The sequence below is a fragment of the Salinicoccus cyprini genome, from assembly GCF_007713705.1.
Taxonomy (GTDB): domain Bacteria; phylum Bacillota; class Bacilli; order Staphylococcales; family Salinicoccaceae; genus Salinicoccus; species Salinicoccus cyprini.
The window spans coordinates 74,156-94,582 of the sequence record NZ_VMSJ01000005.1; the positions used below are offsets into that span (position 1 = coordinate 74,156).

Below are 20,427 nucleotides of genomic sequence, written 5' to 3' on the forward strand. Positions count from 1 at the left end.
TACCATATGTACAAATCAGTCAAGATTTCAAAGGGTTCGGGAGGCTGGGGAGGTCCCCTCACCATCTCGCCGAGTGATGAAAAACCTTACATTGCGTCAGTGACCGGCGGTGGCATCCATCCTTTGGCACAGCACATTGCGGACGAAACAGGAGCGACTGCTGTCGACGCCTTCAGTACGAAAGTCGACTACGATGAAATGGCATGTGTCGTCATCGACTGCGGGGGCACGGCACGATGCGGCATCTATCCGAAAAATGATGTCATGACAATCAACGTGCATGGTACCGGTCCATCGGGTCCGCTCATGCAGTTCATAAAAGAAGACAACTTTGTCTCCGGGGTGAGAAACCATAACGTCGAGGTGACGAACGCTGCTCCGGGCGAGGACAGACCGCTACCGGACGCACCGGTCTCAGGCAAGAAGACCGCGCAGGAATTGAAGGCGGAGGCCAGACAGAAAGTTGCGGAGAACTATAGGGAACCGAAAAAGGCGAACTTCATCGAAAAGATCGGACGCGCAATGGGTGGCGTCGTCAGCGTATTCTACCAGGCCGGGCGTGAAACGATCGACCAGGTCATCAAGAACATTCTGCCATTCATGGCTTTCGTATCGATGCTCATCGGTATCATCACATTCACCGGCATCGGTGATATCATCGCCAACCTTGTGACGCCGCTTGCAGGCAACATCATGGGGCTGCTGATCCTATCAATCATCATCTCACTCCCGATCCTCTCCCCGGTCCTTGGTCCGGGTGCAGTCATCGCCCAGGTCGTCGGTGTACTGATCGGTGTCGAAATCGGCAACGGAAACATTCCGCCGGAAATGGCACTGCCAGCGCTCTTCGCCATCAACCCACAGGTCGGCGCGGACTTTGTACCGGTTGGACTCACTCTGGGTGAAGCGGAGCCGGAAACGATCGAAGTCGGTGTACCGGCGGTACTGTTCTCGCGGGTCATTACAGGACCTGTTGCCGTACTGATCGCCTTTGCACTGAGCTTTACAATCTACTAGGAAACAAGGAGCTGTAGAATTTCATGGAAAAACTAAAATCCACAATCGTCGAACTCGGAAAAGAGTGGGAAATGATGAAGGAAGGCGATATGCTCATCCTTTTTAATGAAACTGCACCGCAGGAACTGAAAGATATTGCGGTCATCCACAACGGTTCGGGCGTCACCGAACCAGTGGCTGCCGGCGACTATATGCATCTCGGCGATACATCATTTGAAATCCTCTTTGTGGGAGATGTCGCCAACGAGACTTTGAGGGATCTCGGACATGCGACCTTCAATTTCAACGGCGAAAGCCACTCCGACCTGCCGGGCACCGTATGCCTCGAAAAGAAGGAGATTCCTGAACTTCGGGAAGGCCAGGAAATCATCATAAAAAACAGTTAATCAAGGAGGATGTCATGTTAGGAGTAAATAGAGAACTGAAGCAGCTGCAGGAGTCGGGGAAGCATATCGGAGTCGGTCTGGTCGGCGCGGGACAGATGGGGAGGGGCATGATCTCCCAGATTGCCTCAATGAATGGCATGAAGGTCGTCGCCACAGCAGACATCAATCTGGACAGCATCACATCGGCCTATAGAAACGCCGGTCTTGAAGAAGCGGACATTGCCACGGCTGAAAATAAAGAAGATGCTGACAAGGCAATAGCTGAAGGCAAGAGTGTCGCATTGACGGATGCCGGTCTGATGAGTGAACTGGATGGGGTGGATGTGGTCGTTGATGCGACAGGTGTCCCTGAAGTGGGTGCATCCGTTGCAATCAAGGCGATTGAAAATAAAAAGCACATCGTTATGCTGAATGTCGAAGCGGATATCACCATCGGCTACTACCTCTATCGGCTGGCCGAGGAGAACGGAGTCATCTATACCGGTTCTGCCGGTGACGAACCGGGTGCCATCATGGAGCTCTACGATTTTGCAGATGCGCTCGGGTTCGATGTTGTGGCACTCGGCAAAGGAAAGAATAATCCATTGAACCTTGAAGCCAATCCGGACAGTGTCAAGGAGGTGGCGAAAGAGAAGGGATCCAGTCCCAAGATGATCGCCTCCTTCCAGGATGGTACAAAGACGATGGTCGAAATGAATGCGGTGGCCAATGCGACCGGGTATGTGCCGGATATTCCAGGAATGCACGGCTTCTCCGGTGGAGTGAAGGATCTGCCTGAAATCTTCAGACTGGAAGCGGATGGCGGCAAGGTGCAGAACAAGTATATTGTCGAATACATCAACGGCGTGGCGCCGGGTGTCTTCATCATCATCGCCTCCGATAAGGAGGAAGTGAATGCGGAACTCAAGTACTTGAGCATGGGACCCGGACCAAACTACGTCCTCTATCGACCGTATCACCTGACGAGCCTCGAGACGCCGCTTTCGATTGCGAAAGCATACTTGAGCGGCACGCCGACCATTGCCCCTTATAAAGGCATGGTTGCCGAGACTGTCACAGTCGCCAAGATCGATCTTAAAAAAGGAGACCATCTGGACAGCATCGGTGGATATACCGTCTACGGCCAGGTCTACAAATATGAAGAGGCAAAGGCACAGGATGCTCTGCCGATCGGACTGGTGAACAGCAATCTGGTGCTTCAGCGGGATATTGCGAAAGGTGAAGTCATCACATACGCAGATGTCGAGGGCGGCGAATCCTCCCTCATATGGGAACTGAGAAGGAAGCAGGATGAATTATTGAAAAAATAGATACGACCGTCTACACTGGACAAGGCTGCCTCGGGCAGCCTTGTTTTTGTGCTGTCCGCTGTATGGATGCTATAACTATATATTTTCTTCCAGAAAATATATAATAGTAATAATTATATTTATGGAGGCCTGTTTGATGGCAAAAGCGAAGAATATTTTCGAATGTCTATCATGCGGTTACGAGTCGCCCAAGTGGATGGGCAAGTGTCCGAATTGCGGGGCTTGGAACAGCATGGAAGAGAAGATTGTTCATAAAGAGACCAAGGTCAAAGGCACACTTGGCAAGGTTGATAACGGCAAGAAAACGAAGAGTGAGAAGCTGAGCCGGGTCAGGAAGGAGCATACACCGAGGACGAAGACACGCATCCAGGAATTCGACAGGGTGCTTGGGGGCGGCATCGTTTCTGGTTCGCTCATACTTATCGGTGGCGATCCGGGTATCGGTAAATCGACGATACTGCTGCAGACGGCACTGATTCTGTCAGAGAGTGCCAAAGTGCTGTATGTTTCAGGGGAGGAATCGGTGGAGCAGATCAAGCTCAGAGCGGACCGTCTTGAAGAGTCCAGCGAGGAATTGAATGTACTGGCTGAAACCAATCTGTTCTATATCCATGATGAAGTGAAGCGGCTGGAGCCGGATTTCCTCATCATCGACTCCATCCAGACCATCTTCCATCCGGACGTCACAAGTGCGCCCGGTAGCGTTGCGCAGGTCAGGGAAAGCACCCAGAGTATCATGAACATCGCGAAGGGCCAGCAGATTGCGACCTTCATCGTCGGACACGTCACCAAGGAAGGTCAGATTGCCGGACCCCGGCTGCTCGAACACATGGTGGATACGGTGCTTTATTTTGAAGGGGAACAGCATCATACACACAGATTGCTCAGGGCGGTGAAGAACCGTTTCGGCTCGACGAATGAAATGGGCATATTCGAGATGAAGAATACAGGATTGAAGGAAGTGCTCAACCCTTCTGAAATATTTCTGGAGGAAAGATCGAAGAACAGCCCGGGATCTGCAATCGTCGCTACAATGGAAGGTACACGGGCGATGCTCGTCGAAGTGCAGTCCCTGGTGACACCGACGCACTTCCATAATCCGAGGCGGATGGCTACAGGCATCGATCATAACCGGCTGTCGCTGCTCATGGCGGTACTCGAGAAGAGTGAGGGGCTGCTCATGCAGCAGCATGACGCCTACGTGAAGGTTGCAGGCGGCGTAAGGCTCGATGAACCGGCTGTCGATCTGAGCATCGTTGTCAGCATTGCTTCAAGCTTCAAATCGGCATCGGTCAGAGGCACCGACTGTTTCATCGGAGAAGTCGGCCTGACAGGGGAAGTCCGTCGGGTGACAAGAATCGAGCAGCGTGTGCAGGAAGCGGCGAAACTCGGATTCACCAGAGCATTCATACCCGCCTCGAACAATGCAAAGATGGAACCGGTCGATGGAATGGAAGTGGTCGGGGTGAAGACGCTCAGTCAGGCGCTTAAAGTAGCATTCAGCAAAGATTAGGAGGTGACAGGATGCTGCGATACTTACTATATGTATGCTATCTGCTCCTGGGCCTATCCGGAGGCATATGGCTGATGCCTGAAATCTATCAGGTCATGCCTTTTGATCCACCGGGGTGGCTCGACAACAATATCGTCAATGCGGTATTCGGCATCGTACTCATATATATTTTATTTTTCTGGACGATAAGGCATGTGGAACGCTGGATAAAAAGCAGCGAGCGGCTGCTGCTGAACAGAAGCCTGCTTGAGATATCCCTGGCGACGCTTGGTATGATCATCGGTCTATTGATTGCTGTCTTAATTTCTTTAATAATAAATACAATCGCGTTACCGATAATCGGTGACATCATACCATTCATACTTGCCGTAGTGCTCGGCTATCTCGGCTTTCAGATCGGCATCAGCAAACTTGGTGAGATTGTCGATCTTCTCCCTGCACGCAACAAGGGCAGGGAAGTGTCCCGTACGAACGAGACTTCAGTGAAGTTTCTCGACACAAGTGCAATCATTGATGGTAGAATTGTTGACATAATGAAGACGGGGTTTATTGAAGGACAGCTTGTCATTCCCCAATTTGTACTGGATGAGCTCCAGCTGATTGCAGACTCGACCGACCCGATAAAAAGGGATAAGGGCCAAAGAGGTCTCGACATGCTGAGCCAGCTGCAGGAGATCAGTGATCAGACTGAAATCCGCGAAATTGAATATGATAAACTGGATGTGGATCATCAGCTGATCGACCTGGCAAAAAAGGAAAACGGCGATATCATCACAACGGATTTCAACCTCAACCGTGTCTGCCAGCTTCATCAGATAAAAGTGCTCAATGTGAATGCACTTTCCGATGCCATCAAGCTGGTCGTCCTCCAAGGCGACAGAATTACCATTCTTGTCTCGAAAGTGGGTAAAGAAGAAGGACAGGGTGTCGGCTATCTGGAAGATGGTACGATGGTTGTCGTGGATCACGGCAGGAAATATATCAATCAGACAATTAAAGTGGAAGTGACAAGCGTGCTCCAGACAAACTCTGGAAGAATAATTTTCTCGAAGAAAGTGAGTTAGATATGGGATATGTAGCAATTATACCAGCAGCAGGCCTTGGCAAAAGAATGGGCTACGACTATAACAAGATCTTCATACAGATCAACGATATCGCAATCATACAGATGACGGTCAGGCAGTTTGAAAACGATGGCAGCTGCGATGCGATATATCTTGCTGCCCGCAAGGATGAACTTGATAGCATGAGGCGTCTATTCTCGGATTCACCTAAAGTCAAAGGCATATATGAAGGTGGGAAGGAGCGTCAGGACAGCATCTATAATGTCCTGAAACAGATACCGCCCTGTGACCATGTACTGATTCATGATGGTGCGCGCCCCTTCGTCTCCCAGGATATCCTTTTTGAGCTGTATCAGAACGTAAAGCATAAAGGTGCTGTCATCTGTGGCGTCAATGTCATAGATACAATCAAGAAGGTGGAGGACGGGAAAGTATCGGAAACAATCCCCCGGGAAGAGCTGTTTGTTGTGCACACCCCGCAGGCCTTCTCCTATGACCTGATCATGCAGGCCTATGAAGCGGCAGAGAAGAATGACCTGAAAGTGACGGATGATTCCAGCATGGTGGAGGCACTCGGCAAGGAAGTGCATGTGGTGACTTCCAATTACGACAATATAAAAATCACCACGATGGAGGATCTCATCATGGCTGAATCCATCATCAAAAGGGTGGCGGACCAGCATGTTTAGAATTGGACATGGCTACGATGTACATGCATTCGAAGAAGGCCGCAAGCTGATCATCGGCGGCATCGAAATCCCCTATGACCGGGGGCTCAAAGGTCATTCCGATGCCGACGTCCTCCTCCATACGATGGCGGATGCCATACTTGGCGCACTGGCGCTTGGAGATATCGGCAAATTCTTTCCGGACACCGATGCAGCCTTCAAGGATATGGATTCCAAGGTGCTCCTTGGTGAAGTGGTGGCAATGATGCACGAAAAAGGATACAGGCTCGGAAATATCGATGCCGTCATCATGGCGGAACGCCCCAAATTCAGACCGTATATCGACGAGATGCGCGATGTCTCAGCATCCCTTTTGAAGACGGATGTCTCGAATGTTAATATTAAGGCAACAACGACTGAAAAGCTTGGATTCACCGGCAGAGGCGAAGGCATCGCTTCTGAAGCGGTGGTTCTAATTGAAAAAGTGGAGGAATCATAATGGATAAAGTAAGAGTAAGATATGCACCAAGCCCCACCGGCTATCTGCATATCGGCAATGCAAGGTCAGCATTGTTCAACTATCTTTTCGCCCGTCGCTATGATGGGGATTTCATCATCCGCATCGAAGATACGGACAGTGCAAGAAACGTGGAGACAGGTGAAGAATCACAGCTTCACTATTTGAAGTGGCTCGGCCTTGAATGGGATGAAAGTGTGGATCAGGATGGCGGCTACGGTCCATACCGGCAGTCCGAACGCCAGCATATCTACCAGCCTGTAATAGACAGACTGCTGGAAGAAGGCAAGGCGTACCGCTGCTACATGACATCAGAAGAGCTCGAAGCGGAGCGCGAAGCACAGATCGCCCGCAGTGAGATGCCGAGATATGGCGGCCAGCATGCGAATCTTACAGCTGAAGAGGAGCAGGCATTCATCGATGAGGGCAGAGAGCCGAGCATCCGCTTCCGTGTGCCGAAGGATAGGACCTATACGTTCAATGACATCGTAAAAGGTGAAGTATCGTTCGAGTCCAATGGTATCGGCGACTGGGTCATCGTCAAAAGAGATGGTGTACCGACGTACAATTTCGCCGTGGTCGTCGATGACCACGAAATGGAGATCTCTCATGTTCTGCGCGGAGATGACCATATATCCAACACACCGAAACAGCAGATGATATATGAAGCAATGGGCTGGGAAGAGCCGAAGTTCGGCCATATGACCCTCATCGTCAATGAAGACAAGAAGAAGCTTTCAAAACGTGATGGTTCCATCATCCAGTTCATCGAGCAGTACAAAGATCTCGGCTACCTGCCTGAGGCACTTTTCAATTTCATTGCCCTGCTTGGCTGGACACCTGAAGGTGAGGATGAAATCTACTCCAAGCAGCAGTTCATCGAACTGTTCGATGAAAAGAGGCTGTCGAAGTCACCTGCTTTCTTCGATAAGCAGAAGCTTACGTGGATCAATAACCAGTACATGAAGGAAAAGGATGCGGAAACAGTCTTCCAGATGGCACTGCCCCACCTTGTAAAGGAAGGGCTTGTCGAGGAGAATGCTTCAGATGAGGAGCTGGACTGGGCGCGCAAGCTCGTCGCACTCTACCAGGAGCAGATGAGTTTTGCCGGAGAGATTACAACACTCTCCGAACAGTTCTTCAAAGAGGAGATCGAATTCGATGAGGCTGCCAATGCGGTCATCGCCGATGACCATATCCCCGAGTTGATGGCGGCACTGTACGATCGTTTTGATGCACTTGAGGACTTCACTCCCGAAGCCATCAAGGCAGCAATCAAGGATGTGCAGAAGTCGACCGGCTTTAAAGGCAAGAAGCTTTTCATGCCGATTCGTGTGGCAGTTACAGGACAGACCCGCGGTCCGGAACTGCCCGACACCATTTCGCTGATCGGCAAAGAGAAGGCGCTGGAGCGTATCGGCAAGCTGAAATAGCCGGACAAACAAGTTGCAGCATGCTGCATAATCCTTTATGATTATTAGCACAGAGAATCCAGTATGATTTTCGGGCGGAAACCAGAGATTATCCGGCAGGTGTGAGGATAACCGTCCATTGATCAGAATTGCCCTCTGTGTCCAATTTGATATTTCATGAGTGCAGCATGTGCTGCAAGCAGAGTGGAACCGTGCAATGATGCGCCTCTGTCCTAATCGGACAGGGGCCTTTTTTAGATAGGAGGGAGGAACTGTAGAATGCTGAGCAGGATCAAAGAAGATGTCAATATGGTGCTGGAAATGGATCCGGCGGCCAAGAACCGTATGGAAGTGCTTGCCACCTCCTCGGGACTTCATGCCATATGGTCCCATCTGATCGCCCATAAGCTGTATAAGAGGAACTTTACGACAAGTGCACGCATCATCTCCCAATTGACCCGTTTTTTGACCGGCATTGAAATTCATCCTGGCGCCGAGGTCGGACGCAGATTGTTCATCGATCATGGCATGGGAACCGTCATAGGTGAAACGTGCCGCATCGGCAACAATGTAACCATCTATCAAGGTGTAACACTTGGTGGGACAGGTAAGGAAGAACAGAAGCGGCATCCTGATATTGATGACAACGTACTTATTGCCGCCGGAGCTAAAGTGCTGGGGAATATAAGGATTCATGAAAACTCGAAAATCGGGGCAAATTCCGTCGTCCTGAAGGACATTCCCAGGGATTCGACCGTCGTCGGCATTCCGGGATATGTCGTCAAACAGGCGGGGGAAAAAGTGAAAAATGCAAGAGACTTGAACCATGCCGATCTGCCAGATCCCATTCTGGACATGATTCTGGGCTTGGAAGACGAAATCAAAGACTTCAGGAACGAAGTCAGGAACGAGGTAGAAAATGGTTCTCATATTTAACTCTTTAACACGGCAGAAGGAAACATTCGAACCGATTGAAGCGGGTAGAGTCAGAATGTACGTATGCGGTCCGACAGTATACAACTATATCCATATCGGCAATGCACGTCCGGCCATCGCATTCGATACAGTGCGACGCTATCTTGAATACAAAGGCTACGAAGTGGACTATGTCTCCAACTTCACCGACGTCGATGACAAGCTCATCAAGGCATCGATCGAGCTGAAAGAGGAAGTGCCGGTCATTGCGAACCGCTTCATCGATGCATTTTTTGAGGATACAGGCGCTCTCAATGTCAAACGGGCGACACATCATCCACGCGTCATGGATCATATGGATGACATCATCGAATTCATCCAGGTACTGGTCGACAAGGGACACGCCTACGCGTCGGAAGGGGATGTCTATTTCAGAACACGTTCCTTCGACCAGTATGGCAAGCTCTCCCACCAGTCGGTCGATGATCTGAAAGTGGGTGCAAGAATCGAAACGGGTGAAAAGAAGCAGGATCCACTCGATTTCGTGCTGTGGAAGCAGGCGAAACCGGATGAAATCAAATGGTCTTCACCTTGGGGTGATGGCCGTCCCGGCTGGCACATCGAATGCAGTGTCATGGCACACCGTCATCTCGGTGATACAATCGACATCCATGCCGGCGGACAGGATCTGACCTTCCCACACCATGAAAATGAAATTGCGCAGAGTGAATGCATGACGGACAGCACATTTGCAAACTACTGGATGCATAACGGCTACATCAATATCGACAACGAAAAGATGTCGAAGTCCCTCGGCAACTTCATCCTCGTCCACGATATCATCAAGGAGATCAATCCGAATGTGCTGCGCTTCTTCATGATCAGTGTCCATTACCGCAATCCGATCAACTATAACCGCGAACTCGTGGAAGCGGCTGAGAACGGACTGAAGCGCATCCAGTCGAGCTACCTACAGGCCAAGGAGCGGCTAGGTACGGCCGTCGGCAATGGTGGCGATGAAGTGCTCAACCAGATCATTACCGACAACCTTGCAACGTTCGAGTCCCATATGGATGATGACTTCAATACGGCCAATGCCATAACGGCATGGCATGATCTGGCAACCGAACTCAATAAATACCTGCGCCGCACGACAACATCCGAAGATGTTCTGAACCGCTTCATCCAGGCCTTCGATGTATACAGCGGAGTTCTCGGCGTTGAGCTTGATGAAGCGGAAGTGCTGCTCGATGAGGAGATCGAAGCGCTGATCGAAGAACGCAATGAAGCAAGGAAGAACAGGGACTTTGCGCGTGCAGATCAGATTCGTGATGAACTGAAGGACCAGGGCATCATTCTCGAGGATACGAAGGAAGGCGTGCGCTTCAGACGTGGCTGATCACCGACCGGAGACGATGCAGCCGCTGTCCTTGGCCTTTGTCGGGGACGCCGTATATTCGGTATATGTACGCACCCACCTGCTGATTGAAAAGCCCTATCTGAAGCCGGATGCCATCCATCGGGAGGCCAACAGGCTGGTCAATGCAGGGGCGCAGGCCGAAGCACTTGATCATCTGCGCAAGAATGTGCTGACTGAGGATGAGTGGGATATTGCGAGGAAAGCGAGAAACAAGTCAAGTGCCACAAGAGCGAAGAATGCTTCAATCAAAGACTATAGAAATGCTTCCGGACTGGAGGCGCTTATCGGCCATCTTCATATTTCCGGCAATCGTAACCGGATTGATGAGCTGATGGAAATCATTTTGGAAACAGGGAGGGATAATGATGAGTGATTCAGTAATTGCAGGCCGCCATGCGGTACGTGAGGCACTGCAGAGTGGTGCCGACATCAACAAGGTGCTCATCCAGGATTCGGTGAATAAAGGGCAGGTCAAGGAAATTATGGATGCTGCGAGAAACAAGAAGGTGATTGTCCAGACAGTGCCGAAATCGAAGCTCGATGGATTGACCGACGAGCGGCACCAGGGTGTCATCGCCCTTGGCAGTCCCCATGAGTACATGCCTTTTGAAACACTGATGGCCCGTGTTGAAGGGAAACAGGCAAACCTGGTCATCCTCGATGGTCTGGAAGATCCGCATAACCTGGGCTCCATACTGAGAACGTGTGATGCCACCGGATTTGATGGTGTCATCATACCGAACCGGCGGTCGGTGCAGCTTACCGATACGGTCGCCAGAACATCAACCGGTGCCATAGAGCATGTGCCGGTCGTGCGGGTGACCAACATCAACCAGACGATCGACAAGCTGAAGGAGAAGGGGTTCTGGGTTGCCGGCAGTGACGGCGCAGGACAGATGGACTACAGGGAGATGGCAGCAGATGTCAATACAGTGCTCGTTGTCGGCAGCGAAGGGAATGGCATCAGCAGAAAAACACTCGAAAAGTGCGACTTTGTCGTACGCATTCCGATGGTCGGCCATATTACGAGCCTCAATGCTTCGGTTTCAGCGGCGCTTCTGATGTATGAAGTGTTCCGTAAGCAGAATGATATCGGGCGTGGATGATATGCAGCGAAAAAAGAGACGCATACTGATAGTGGATGGCTATAATCTGATCGGCGCGAACCAGGAACTGCACAGGGAATCCTTCCAGTCGCTAGAAATTCCGAGAGAAAAGGTGCTTGGTGCACTGGCCGAGTACCTGTCGGTCGCAAACTATGAAATCATATGTGTATTCGATGCCTACGAAGTCCGTTCGAACGAAAGTCTGCTGGACTTTCATGGCGTAACAGTAGTCTACACGAAGGAAAAAGAGACGGCCGATGAGTACATCGAGCGTTTCGTCCATGACCACTATCATCCGCATCTATGCGAAATCAGTGTAGTGACCAGCGATCTCACGGAGCAGAATGCCATTTTTGCTCTCGGTGCCTACCGGATATCTTCCAGGGAGATGTGGGTGAACCTGGCGGAAGCTGAAAAAAATATCAGCAGGAAGATAGACTCGATTAACGAGAAAATGCCCAGGCAGAAATTGAATATCGGCGAGGATGTCCAGGCAAAACTTGAAAAATGGCGCCGGGGCCGATTCTAGCGTATTGAACTTGGCGCCATTCCCTCTTATTATTTCTTTAGATGGACAAGGGGAGTGGGGACATGTACCAGATTACTGCATTTCATTTTACAGTCAGGGAGAAAAATATCGATGATACACTGGATGCACTGGCAGCCAGAGTACGTGAAGGCGATATGGAAGCCTTCGATCTCATGGATGAGAAGCTGAGGCCGCAGATCAGCCGGATGAGCTACCGGTACATGGACCACTTCCATGAACGGGAGGATATGGAGCAGGATATGATGGAGGCGGCACTCAGGCTGTGCCACCGCTATCAGAGCGGGCGGGGGCGCTACCGCCACTATCTGTTCCGCACACTGCGCTTTGAAATGAAATCCCGCATGCGGACGCACGGTCTGAAGTACTATAACGAAAGCATGACGGTCGAGGACAGGCGGCTGCCGAAGCCGGTGGATAAGGATGAGGAGGAAGCCGACCCGATCAACATGATGGTCAGGGAGGAGCAGCTCCAGTATCTGATGCATAAGAAGGGCGTATGCTCGCCGCTTGAGCGGATGGTGCTTGAATACCTTGGCAAGGGCCATGATATCGATGATGTATGCAGGGAATTTGCGCTTGAACGCAAAAGTGTCATCAATACGCTCCACCGCATCAGACGTAAAAAAGAGCGCCTGGTCTCGGCTGAATGGGCCGAGGATGCATTTGACAACGTCGACTGAAATCGTTATAGTAAATTAGAATTGAAATGAGGATTTTATGATGAAAGTGGCATTGATATGCACCGAATGCGGGTCGCGCAACTACACGACTGAAACCGAGCATAAGAAAAGGCTCGTTCTCAGAAAGCACTGCAAGACGTGCAACCGGCATACGACTCATAAGAGTTCCATCTGATACAGGAGGAAGCAACCGATGGCAAACAATAAAAATTTCCTGCAGAATGTCGTCAGCGAAATGAAAAAAGTAAGCTGGCCGACTGGTCAGGAAACAGTACGCTATACAACCGTCGTCATGCTCACAGTGATATTCTTTCTGGCGTTCTTCTATGCGCTGGACCTGGGTATCTCCGCTATCATAGACTTAATGTAACCAAAGGAGAGATACTATGTCTGGAGAAAAGAACTGGTATGCCGTGCACACCTATTCCGGATATGAAAATAAAGTAAAAGCGAATCTCGAGGCCCGCCTTGAATCCATGAACATGCAGGATCAGATCTTCCGTGTCATCATTCCTGAAGATGAGGAGACGACAGTGAAGGACGGCAAGCGCAAGACGGCGATGAAAAAGACATTTCCGGGCTATGTGCTTGTGGAACTGGTCATGACGGATGAATCATGGTATATCGTGCGCAACACGCCCGGTGTAACCGGCTTTGTTGGTTCACAGGGTGCAGGCAGCAAGCCGAATCCGCTATTGCCGGAAGAAGTCAAGTTCATTCTGAAGTCCATGGGCATGACGGAACGTACAGTGGATTTCGAAGTCGAAGTTGGAGAATCGGTCAACATCGTCGATGGACCTTTCAAAAACCAGACCGGAGAAATCCGTTCGATCGACGAAGAGCATTACAAGCTTACAGTGCTCGTGGAAATGTTCGGTCGCGAGACGCCGGTTGAAGTGGAGTTCGATCAGATCGAAAAATTGTAATAAGTGTCTTGTATTATCAGTGGAATAATGGTATATTATCATGGTCGAATTTTTGTTCGACCATCTTTTTTATGATGCGAGTGGGAGGATGAAAACTGACATCCTATGACCACATCACGATAACGAGGAGGTGCACATCGTGGCTAAAAAAGTAATCAACGTAGTAAAATTGCAGATTCCTGCAGGTAAAGCGAATCCGGCGCCACCGGTAGGTCCGGCACTAGGTCAAGCAGGTGTAAACATCATGGGATTCTGTAAAGAATTCAATGCACGTACACAGGAGGACGCTGGTCTCATCATTCCGGTTGAAATTTCCGTATTCGAGGACCGTTCTTTCACATTCGTTACAAAGACTCCACCAGCAGCAGTTCTTCTTAAGAAAGCTGCCAATGTTGAAAAAGGTTCAGGCGAACCTAATAAAAACAAAGTGGCAACAGTAACTGAAGCGCAAGTACGTGAAATTGCTGAAACTAAAATGGAAGACCTTAATGCAGCAGACGTGGAAGCGGCTATGCGTATGGTCGCAGGTACAGCAAGAAGCATGGGCTTCACTGTAGAAAACTAATTTGAATTGATCATAAGATTAAAGTATTAATACAAACGTGGGAGGATAACCCGCTATAACCACAAGGAGGAATAGTAATGGCTAAGAGAAGTAAAAAGTATCAGGCTGCTCTTGAGAAGTTTGATCAAAATGCGTCTTATAGTATAGAAGAAGCAGTCAAACTTGCTAAAGAAACAAGCACTGTAAACTTCGACGCTTCTGTAGAAGTAGCTTTCCGTCTGGGTATTGATACGCGTAAAAACGATCAGCAGATCCGTGGAGCAATCGTTCTGCCGCACGGTACTGGCAAGTCACAACGTGTATTGGTATTCGCCAAAGGCGACAAGGCAAAAGAAGCAGAAGCAGCAGGTGCAGACTACGTAGGCGACCAGGACTACATCCAGAAGATCAATGGTGGATGGTTTGATTTTGATGTCATCGTAGCGACACCGGACATGATGGGTGAGGTTGGTAAACTCGGCCGTGTGCTTGGACCAAAAGGTCTGATGCCAAACCCTAAAACAGGTACGGTAACTATGGATGTTACTAAAGCAGTTGAAGAAATCAAAGCAGGTAAAGTTGAATACCGTGCAGAGAAATCTGGTATTGTACACGCAGCGATCGGTAAAGTCTCCTTCGATGAAGCGAAACTCGCTGATAACTTCAGAGCACTCTCTGATGCGCTGTCAAAAGCGAAACCAGCTTCCGCCAAAGGTGTCTACTTCAAATCCGTAGCAGTGACTTCAACTATGGGCCCTGGTGTCAAAGTCGACCCTGGTGAAGTAAGAGTCTAACAGCAGCAAAATAAATGTTGACAACTGCATCTATAGTCTGTATAGTTGCAGTTGTATTTTAATATTCCCGAAGACAGTAGGAGCACCCTGTGCTTAAAACACAATCCTGCCGAGGCAAATGATGACGACTTGAATTCATATTAAAACATTCAAGCACTTTTTGCCGTGGGTAAAAGGTGTTTTTTTAATGCACCGAATACACAAAAATTATGGAGGTGTAACTATGTCAAATGTGATTGAAGCTAAAAAGCAGCACGTAGATGTGATCTCTGACCAGCTTAAGAACTCCGTATCTACAGTACTTGTAGACTACCGTGGACTTTCAGTATCAGAAATGACTGAACTGCGTAAGCAGCTTCGTGATGCGGGCATCGAGTTCAAAGTATACAAGAACACGATGACACGCCGTGCAGCTGAAAAAGCTGAACTTACTGAAATCAATGAGTTCCTTACAGGTCCGAACGCGCTTGCATTTTCCAACGAAGATGTGATTGCACCTGCGAAGATCATCAACGAATTCGCTAAGACACATGAAGCTTTGGAAATCAAAGCGGGTATCATCGAAGGAGCGTTCACACCAGCTGAAGATGTAAAAGCGATCGCAAAGCTTCCGAACAAGGATGGACTTGTTTCCATGCTACTTTCTGTACTTCAGGCTCCAGTACGCAACTTCGCCTATGCAGTTAAAGCAATCGGTGAAGAGAAAGAAAACGAAGAAGCCTAAACCAAACTAAAAAACGGAGGAATTATAATGTCTAACGAACAAATCATTGAAGCAATTAAAGAAATGTCCGTACTCGAACTTAACGACCTTGTTAAAGCAATTGAAGAAGAATTCGGCGTAACAGCTGCAGCACCGGTAGCAGCAGCAGGCGCTGGCGCTGGTGAAGCAGCTGCTGAAGAGCAGACTGAATTCGACGTTGAACTTACAAGCGCTGGATCTTCCAAAATCAAAGTCATCAAAGTTGTTCGCGAAGCAACTGGTCTTGGTCTTAAAGACGCTAAAGAAGTTGTCGACGGCGCACCTAAAGTCGTTAAAGAAGGACTTTCCAAAGAAGAAGCTGAAGAGCTTAAATCCCAACTTGAAGAAGTTGGCGCTAGCGTAGAACTTAAATAATTTTTGTGTAGGTATTTTGAGGCTCATGTTAAACATCCATTGTTTAAATGAGCCTCTTTCTTATCTTATGCAACTGTCTTTACATAGGAGTGATGTCCATGAGCCATTATTTTACTGGAAACAACACTGAACACGAATACAAGGAAATCGAATTTCGCTACAATGACAAAGTCTATCGTTTCAGGACGGATCGCGGCGTCTTCTCAAAAGATCGCGTCGATTACGGTTCCCATGTTCTGATCGATGCTGTGGCCAAAGACCGGAGTACGGCGGAAGATGATGCATTCATAGATATGGGTGCAGGCTATGGGCCCGTCGGTACTGTCCTTGCAGACGTTTTGCGGGCAAGCCCGCTGATGGTCGAGGTCAATTCCGATGCGCTCGCGCTGTGCGAAGAGAATGCCCGGCGCAATGGGGTCGCGGCCAAAGTCATGGATCGCGAGGAATTTGATGCATGTCCCGCCGGGGCGGTGTCCTTCTACGTGACGAATCCGCCGTTCCGTGCAGGCAAGCCCACAGTCATCGGGATGATTGAAGATGCACATGATCGGCTTGGTGCAGGCGGCGCCTTCTATATGGTGGTCCAGAAGAAGCAGGGCATGGCATCATACAGAAAAGAAATCGAATCGCAGTTCGGCAATGTGGAAGTGATCGCAAAGGATAAAGGCTACCATGTCCTGAAGGGCATCAAAGCGTAGTAATAAAGTTTGACTTGACAAATGTACTATGGTATAGTTATAGAATGTAAAAATATAATGTCAATCCGTATGCGCTTTTTGAGCTGCGATTGGCAGGAGCGTATTAAATATTGTTAATAAATAGAAAATGGGGTTGGTTTCGATTCCGTTTTCTTTTTGTCTTATTAACTGTTTAACTTGCTTCGGTGAATGTTTTACGTAATTTTTATTAGGGGTGAATCTGTCGATGAGTCAACTGATTCAATATGGAAGACACGCTAAACGCAGAAGCTATGCACGTATCGAAGAGAAATTGGATCTGCCGAACCTGATCGAAATCCAGACAAAATCCTATGACTGGTTCCTTGAAACGGGTCTTATTGAAATGTTCAAGGACATTTCGCCTGTAGAGGACTTCACTGGGAACATGTCTTTGGAGTTTGTGGACTACAAGCTTGGCGAGCCCAAGTATGATGAGGATGAAGCAAAGAACCATGATGCCACATATTCTGCACCATTGCGTGTAAAAGTACGTCTTGTCATCAAAGAGACGGGTGAAGTCAAGGAACAGGAAGTGTTCATGGGCGATTTCCCACTGATGACGGATACAGGTACTTTCATCATCAACGGCGCAGAGCGCGTAATCGTATCGCAGCTTGTCAGAAGTCCATCTGTGTACTACTCGGAAAAAACGGACAAGAATGGTAAGGCGAGCTTTGGTGCAACAGTGATACCAAACCGTGGTGCATGGCTTGAATACGAAATCGATGCTAAAGATATTGTATATGTAAGAATCGACCGTACGCGTAAGCTTCCAATGACAATACTGCTTAGAGCGCTTGGATTTTCTACAGACCAGGAGATCATCAATCTTCTTGGTGACAATGAATATATCAGAAACACACTTGAAAAAGACACGACAGAAACAGTGGATCAGGCACTCCTAGAAATCTACGAACGACTTCGCCCAGGTGAACCACCAACTGTGGAGAATGCCAGAAATCTTCTCTATTCAAGGTTCTTCGATCCGAAGCGTTACGACCTTGCGAGTGTTGGACGCTACAAAATGAATAAAAAATTACATCTTAAGAATCGCCTGTTCAACCAGGTGCTTGCTGAACCTATTGTTGATAGGGAAACCGGTGAAATCATAGCCGAAGCAGGTACGACGATCGACCGTCGCACACTGGATGGCATCATTGACGTACTTGAGGCAGATGCGAATCTTGAAACATTCCACCTTGAAAATGGCCTGCTCGATGAACCGATCGAAGTCCAGTCCATCAAAGTAGAGGCACCGAACCAGGAAGATGGTACGACTACCATCATCGGCAATGCATTCCCGGATGTTGAAGTGAAATCAATCACACCGTCCGACATCATTGCTTCCATGAGCTATTTCTTCAACCTGCTTCATGGTGTAGGCGACACTGACGATATCGACCACCTGGGCAACCGTCGTCTGCGTTCTGTCGGCGAACTGCTGCAGAACCAGTTCAGAATCGGACTGTCCCGTATGGAGCGTGTCGTCAGGGAGCGCATGTCCATCCAGGACACGGAATCCATTACGCCACAGCAGCTGATCAATATCCGACCGGTCATTGCATCAATCAAAGAATTCTTCGGCAGCTCCCAGCTGTCACAGTTCATGGACCAGACGAATCCGCTTGCCGAACTGACACACAAAAGACGTCTGTCTGCACTTGGGCCCGGCGGTCTGACACGTGAACGCGCAGGTATGGAAGTACGAGATGTACACTATTCCCACTACGGGCGCATGTGTCCGATTGAAACGCCTGAGGGACCGAACATCGGGCTGATCAACTCGCTGTCCAGCTATGCAAGAGTGAACGAATTCGGCTTTATCGAAACACCATATAGAAGAGTGGATCCGGAAACAAACCGTGTAACCAGCCAGATCGACTACCTGACAGCTGATGAAGAAGACAGCTATGTAGTAGCACAGGCCAATGCACTCCTCGATGAGGATGGTTCATTCATCAGAGAAGAAATCGTCTGCCGCTTCCGTGGGAACAACACGAGAATGGCGAGAGAACGCATGGACTATATGGACGTATCGCCGAAGCAGGTTGTATCTGCCGCGACAGCATGTATCCCGTTCCTTGAAAATGATGACTCCAACCGTGCCCTGATGGGTGCGAACATGCAACGTCAGGCAGTGCCGCTTCTGATACCGCAATCTCCACATATCGGTACAGGCATGGAGCACGTCGCTGCACGCGACTCCGGTGCAGCAGTTGTTGCACGCCATAGAGGCCGTGTTGAGCACGTGGAAGCGAAAGAGATCCATATCCGCCGCATCGTCGAGGAGAATGGAAAAGAAATCGAAACGGAAAAGGACGTCTATAGACTGTCCAAATTCATCCGTTCAAACTCCGGTACATGCTACAACCAGAAGCCGATCATTGCCAAAGGCGACATCGTGTCGAAAGGTGAGATCCTCGGTGATGGTCCTTCCATGGACAATGGTGAAATGGCACTCGGACAGAACGTTGTCGTCGGATTCATGACATGGGACGGCTACAACTATGAGGATGCCGTCATCATGAGTGAACGTCTTGTGAAAGATGATGTCTACACTTCCATCCATATCGAAGAATACGAGTCCGAATCCCGAGATACAAAACTCGGACCTGAAGAGATCACAAGAGATATCCCGAATGTGTCCGATAATGCGCTTAAGAAACTCGACGAGCGCGGTATCGTTCACATTGGTGCCGAGGTCAAGGATGGCGACATCCTCGTCGGTAAAGTAACGCCTAAAGGTGTAACGGAGCTGACGGCTGAAGAACGTCTTCTGCATGCCATCTTCGGAGAAAAAGCACGTGAAGTGCGCGATACATCACTCCGTGTGCCACACGGTGCCGGTGGTATCGTCCTTGATGTCAAAGTCTTCAACCGTGAAGACGGCGACGAACTTTCTCCAGGGGTCAACCAGCTTGTACGTGTCTACATCGTCCAGAAGCGTAAGATCAGCGTAGGGGATAAGATGTGTGGCCGACACGGCAACAAAGGTGTAATCTCCAGAATTCTTCCGGAAGAAGATATGCCTTACATGCCGGATGGCACACCGATTGATATCATGCTCAACCCACTTGGTGTACCTTCCCGTATGAACATCGGTCAGGTGCTTGAGCTTCACCTCGGCATGGCTGCCCGTGCAATGGGTCTGAAAATGGCTTCACCGGTATTCGATGGTGCCAACGAGGAAGATGTGTGGGATACGATGGCAGAAGCCGGTCTTGCCCGCGATGGTAAGACAGTACTCTACGATGGCCGTACAGGCGAACCGTTCGAGAGCCGTATTTCCGTCGGTGTCATGTATATGCTGAAACTCGCACACATGGTTGATGACAAACTTCACGCAAGAAGTACCGGACCATACTCCCTTGTTACACAGCAGCCGCTTGGTGGTAAAGCACAATTCGGTGGTCAGCGTTTCGGGGAAATGGAAGTATGGGCACTGGAAGCATATGGTGCTGCCTATACACTGCAGGAAATCCTGACCGTCAAGTCGGATGATACTGTAGGCCGTGTGAAAACCTACGAAGCAATCGTAAAAGGTGAAAATGTCCCTAAACCTGGAGTACCTGAGTCCTTCCGCGTACTGATGAAGGAACTCCAGAGTCTTGGCCTCGATGTCAACATCCTCGATGAGAACGATGAAGAAATAGAGATGCGTGATACTGAAGAGGATGATGCATCCAATCAGATGAATCTAAGCGAGAAAACAAGCGCTGCAACTGAAGATGTTACTGAATGATGATTGAGCTTGATAAAACTTTAGGGA

23 protein-coding genes and 1 other annotated feature are annotated in these 20,427 nt (G+C 49.3%); all 23 genes read left to right on the forward strand.

Annotated elements, in window-relative coordinates; genetic code table 11:
• The first annotated feature begins 6 nt into the window (after positions 1-6).
• Positions 7-1,017, forward strand: coding sequence for a PTS glucitol/sorbitol transporter subunit IIB (gene srlE / locus FO441_RS10815; RefSeq protein WP_145289915.1), 1,011 nt, complete (start codon positions 7-9; stop codon positions 1,015-1,017).
• Between the two features lie 23 nt (positions 1,018-1,040).
• Complete coding sequence (locus FO441_RS10820) at positions 1,041-1,403, forward strand: PTS glucitol/sorbitol transporter subunit IIA (protein ID WP_145289918.1); 363 nt, start codon at positions 1,041-1,043, stop codon at positions 1,401-1,403.
• A gap of 14 nt (positions 1,404-1,417) precedes the next feature.
• Positions 1,418-2,713, forward strand: coding sequence for an NAD(P)H-dependent oxidoreductase (locus FO441_RS10825; RefSeq protein ID WP_145289921.1), 1,296 nt, complete (start codon positions 1,418-1,420; stop codon positions 2,711-2,713).
• Between the two features lie 136 nt (positions 2,714-2,849).
• Positions 2,850-4,226 (forward strand): DNA repair protein RadA, encoded by a 1,377-nt coding sequence (gene radA / locus FO441_RS10830; protein ID WP_145289923.1) that lies wholly within the window; start codon positions 2,850-2,852, stop codon positions 4,224-4,226.
• An 11-nt stretch (positions 4,227-4,237) separates the two neighbouring features.
• Entirely contained in the window at positions 4,238-5,290 is a 1,053-nt protein-coding gene (locus FO441_RS10835; protein ID WP_145289925.1) for a PIN/TRAM domain-containing protein, read from the forward strand.
• 2 nt (positions 5,291-5,292) lie between these two features.
• A complete protein-coding gene (ispD, locus tag FO441_RS10840) occupies positions 5,293-5,979 on the forward strand; it encodes a 2-C-methyl-D-erythritol 4-phosphate cytidylyltransferase (protein WP_145289928.1) in 687 nt (228 codons plus the stop codon).
• Positions 5,972-6,457 carry a 2-C-methyl-D-erythritol 2,4-cyclodiphosphate synthase gene (gene ispF, locus FO441_RS10845; RefSeq protein WP_145289931.1) on the forward strand — a complete coding sequence of 162 codons (486 nt, stop codon included), beginning with the start codon at positions 5,972-5,974 and terminating at the stop codon, positions 6,455-6,457. The genes ispD and ispF overlap by 8 nt, the downstream gene beginning before the upstream one ends.
• Positions 6,454-7,908 carry a glutamate--tRNA ligase gene (gene gltX / locus FO441_RS10850; protein ID WP_281287306.1) on the forward strand — a complete coding sequence of 485 codons (1,455 nt, stop codon included), beginning with the start codon at positions 6,454-6,456 and terminating at the stop codon, positions 7,906-7,908. The genes ispF and gltX overlap by 4 nt, the downstream gene beginning before the upstream one ends.
• A 258-nt stretch (positions 7,909-8,166) precedes the next feature.
• Complete coding sequence (gene cysE / locus FO441_RS10855; protein WP_145289936.1) at positions 8,167-8,823, forward strand: serine O-acetyltransferase; 657 nt, start codon at positions 8,167-8,169, stop codon at positions 8,821-8,823.
• A complete protein-coding gene (cysS, locus tag FO441_RS10860; protein WP_145289939.1) occupies positions 8,807-10,201 on the forward strand; it encodes a cysteine--tRNA ligase in 1,395 nt (464 codons plus the stop codon). Before cysE ends, cysS begins: the two co-directional genes overlap by 17 nt.
• Positions 10,194-10,595: a Mini-ribonuclease 3 gene (locus FO441_RS10865; protein WP_246095130.1), complete on the forward strand. Its 402-nt coding sequence runs from the start codon at positions 10,194-10,196 to the stop codon at positions 10,593-10,595. Before cysS ends, FO441_RS10865 begins: the two co-directional genes overlap by 8 nt.
• The gene (rlmB, locus tag FO441_RS10870; RefSeq protein WP_145289942.1) at positions 10,588-11,328 is read left to right on the forward strand and encodes a 23S rRNA (guanosine(2251)-2'-O)-methyltransferase RlmB; all 741 of its coding nucleotides are present in this window, start codon (positions 10,588-10,590) and stop codon (positions 11,326-11,328) included. The genes FO441_RS10865 and rlmB overlap by 8 nt, the downstream gene beginning before the upstream one ends.
• Before the next feature lies 1 nt (position 11,329).
• A complete protein-coding gene (locus FO441_RS10875) occupies positions 11,330-11,857 on the forward strand; it encodes an NYN domain-containing protein (protein ID WP_145289945.1) in 528 nt (175 codons plus the stop codon).
• A 62-nt stretch (positions 11,858-11,919) separates the two neighbouring features.
• The gene (locus FO441_RS10880) at positions 11,920-12,558 is read left to right on the forward strand and encodes an RNA polymerase sigma factor (protein WP_186365547.1); all 639 of its coding nucleotides are present in this window, start codon (positions 11,920-11,922) and stop codon (positions 12,556-12,558) included.
• Positions 12,559-12,598: 40 nt separating this feature from the next.
• Positions 12,599-12,733: a 50S ribosomal protein L33 gene (gene rpmG, locus FO441_RS10885; RefSeq protein ID WP_145289951.1), complete on the forward strand. Its 135-nt coding sequence runs from the start codon at positions 12,599-12,601 to the stop codon at positions 12,731-12,733.
• 18 nt (positions 12,734-12,751) lie between these two features.
• Positions 12,752-12,928, forward strand: coding sequence for a preprotein translocase subunit SecE (gene secE, locus FO441_RS10890; protein ID WP_017549978.1), 177 nt, complete (start codon positions 12,752-12,754; stop codon positions 12,926-12,928).
• 16 nt (positions 12,929-12,944) lie between these two features.
• Entirely contained in the window at positions 12,945-13,484 is a 540-nt protein-coding gene (gene nusG / locus FO441_RS10895; protein WP_145289953.1) for a transcription termination/antitermination protein NusG, read from the forward strand.
• Positions 13,485-13,623: 139 nt separating this feature from the next.
• Positions 13,624-14,049, forward strand: coding sequence for a 50S ribosomal protein L11 (gene rplK, locus FO441_RS10900; protein WP_145289956.1), 426 nt, complete (start codon positions 13,624-13,626; stop codon positions 14,047-14,049).
• 77 nt (positions 14,050-14,126) lie between these two features.
• Complete coding sequence (rplA, locus tag FO441_RS10905) at positions 14,127-14,822, forward strand: 50S ribosomal protein L1 (protein ID WP_145289959.1); 696 nt, start codon at positions 14,127-14,129, stop codon at positions 14,820-14,822.
• Between the two features lie 49 nt (positions 14,823-14,871).
• Positions 14,872-15,017: a sequence feature (ribosomal protein L10 leader region), on the forward strand.
• Positions 15,018-15,045: 28 nt separating this feature from the next.
• Complete coding sequence (gene rplJ, locus FO441_RS10910; RefSeq protein WP_145289961.1) at positions 15,046-15,546, forward strand: 50S ribosomal protein L10; 501 nt, start codon at positions 15,046-15,048, stop codon at positions 15,544-15,546.
• Between the two features lie 24 nt (positions 15,547-15,570).
• Entirely contained in the window at positions 15,571-15,939 is a 369-nt protein-coding gene (gene rplL / locus FO441_RS10915; RefSeq protein WP_145289963.1) for a 50S ribosomal protein L7/L12, read from the forward strand.
• 98 nt (positions 15,940-16,037) lie between these two features.
• Positions 16,038-16,637, forward strand: coding sequence for a class I SAM-dependent methyltransferase (locus tag FO441_RS10920; protein ID WP_145289966.1), 600 nt, complete (start codon positions 16,038-16,040; stop codon positions 16,635-16,637).
• Positions 16,638-16,863: 226 nt separating this feature from the next.
• Positions 16,864-20,400, forward strand: a complete 3,537-nt coding sequence (rpoB, locus tag FO441_RS10925; protein WP_145289969.1) for a DNA-directed RNA polymerase subunit beta — start codon at positions 16,864-16,866, stop codon at positions 20,398-20,400.
• Positions 20,401-20,427 lie beyond the last annotated feature (27 nt).

What these genes read in the sequence shown, in the direction of transcription:
- FO441_RS10920 (WP_145289966.1), top strand. Translation starts at nt 16,038, where the DNA reads ATGAGCCATTATTTTACTGGAAACAACACTGAACACGAATACAAGGAA.
- FO441_RS10875 (WP_145289945.1), top strand. Translation starts at nt 11,330, where the DNA reads ATGCAGCGAAAAAAGAGACGCATACTGATAGTGGATGGCTATAATCTG.
- rpmG (WP_145289951.1), top strand. Translation starts at nt 12,599, where the DNA reads ATGAAAGTGGCATTGATATGCACCGAATGCGGGTCGCGCAACTACACG.
- rlmB (WP_145289942.1), top strand. Translation starts at nt 10,588, where the DNA reads ATGAGTGATTCAGTAATTGCAGGCCGCCATGCGGTACGTGAGGCACTG.
- radA (WP_145289923.1), top strand. Translation starts at nt 2,850, where the DNA reads ATGGCAAAAGCGAAGAATATTTTCGAATGTCTATCATGCGGTTACGAG.
- rplJ (WP_145289961.1), top strand. Translation starts at nt 15,046, where the DNA reads ATGTCAAATGTGATTGAAGCTAAAAAGCAGCACGTAGATGTGATCTCT.
- cysS (WP_145289939.1), top strand. Translation starts at nt 8,807, where the DNA reads ATGGTTCTCATATTTAACTCTTTAACACGGCAGAAGGAAACATTCGAA.
- FO441_RS10880 (WP_186365547.1), top strand. Translation starts at nt 11,920, where the DNA reads ATGTACCAGATTACTGCATTTCATTTTACAGTCAGGGAGAAAAATATC.
- ispD (WP_145289928.1), top strand. Translation starts at nt 5,293, where the DNA reads ATGGGATATGTAGCAATTATACCAGCAGCAGGCCTTGGCAAAAGAATG.
- cysE (WP_145289936.1), top strand. Translation starts at nt 8,167, where the DNA reads ATGCTGAGCAGGATCAAAGAAGATGTCAATATGGTGCTGGAAATGGAT.
- rplA (WP_145289959.1), top strand. Translation starts at nt 14,127, where the DNA reads ATGGCTAAGAGAAGTAAAAAGTATCAGGCTGCTCTTGAGAAGTTTGAT.
- srlE (WP_145289915.1), top strand. Translation starts at nt 7, where the DNA reads ATGTACAAATCAGTCAAGATTTCAAAGGGTTCGGGAGGCTGGGGAGGT.
- secE (WP_017549978.1), top strand. Translation starts at nt 12,752, where the DNA reads ATGGCAAACAATAAAAATTTCCTGCAGAATGTCGTCAGCGAAATGAAA.
- FO441_RS10825 (WP_145289921.1), top strand. Translation starts at nt 1,418, where the DNA reads ATGTTAGGAGTAAATAGAGAACTGAAGCAGCTGCAGGAGTCGGGGAAG.
- ispF (WP_145289931.1), top strand. Translation starts at nt 5,972, where the DNA reads ATGTTTAGAATTGGACATGGCTACGATGTACATGCATTCGAAGAAGGC.
- FO441_RS10820 (WP_145289918.1), top strand. Translation starts at nt 1,041, where the DNA reads ATGGAAAAACTAAAATCCACAATCGTCGAACTCGGAAAAGAGTGGGAA.
- FO441_RS10835 (WP_145289925.1), top strand. Translation starts at nt 4,238, where the DNA reads ATGCTGCGATACTTACTATATGTATGCTATCTGCTCCTGGGCCTATCC.
- nusG (WP_145289953.1), top strand. Translation starts at nt 12,945, where the DNA reads ATGTCTGGAGAAAAGAACTGGTATGCCGTGCACACCTATTCCGGATAT.
- rpoB (WP_145289969.1), top strand. Translation starts at nt 16,864, where the DNA reads ATGAGTCAACTGATTCAATATGGAAGACACGCTAAACGCAGAAGCTAT.